Source organism: Gilvimarinus gilvus (assembly GCF_030518155.1).
GTDB classification, from domain to species: domain Bacteria; phylum Pseudomonadota; class Gammaproteobacteria; order Pseudomonadales; family Cellvibrionaceae; genus Gilvimarinus; species Gilvimarinus gilvus.
In genome coordinates, this window is record NZ_JAULRU010000269.1 from 1 (window position 1) to 442 (window position 442).

Annotated in this window: 1 protein-coding gene; it reads right to left on the bottom strand. The window is 50.9% G+C overall.

Annotation, left to right across the window (positions count from 1 at the left end):
- The coding region (locus QWI17_RS04740) for a hypothetical protein (protein ID WP_302721369.1) at positions 1-244 on the bottom strand (244 nt) is incomplete at its 3' end.
- Between the last annotated feature and the right edge of the window lie 198 nt (positions 245-442).

Sequence of the window (442 nt, forward strand, 5' to 3'; positions counted from 1 at the left end):
TCATGATGATCGAGGTTCGAATTGGATCACCATCATCGAACCTGTTCTCACGGTCACGGAAAACGATGCCTTCCAGAAAAAGCTCACCAGTGCCGTACTCGACTGATGAGAGAAAAGCTGTGATCTCCCGACCAAAATCGATTTGCATTGCCTGTTTCACGCTGCTGGGCATCGCAGCTAAAGGTGCGTCGACGATTTTTGATGAGGAAAGCGGTGTCCTGCGTCTGACCATGTAGAACCTCATGTGTTGGCAACCACTATCTCGCAAGCTTGGCTGAGAGAAGAAGGGTCACTGTATAAGCCGGCCAGCAACAGGCGATTGAGTGTGCGCATGATAACCTCAAATCATGTTTAACCTCAGGAGCGCCCTGCTTGAGCAACCCACTCGTTTCTGGCTACTACGAAACTCTTCTGAAAGCTCCCGTCTTCTCCGCCGACCCTA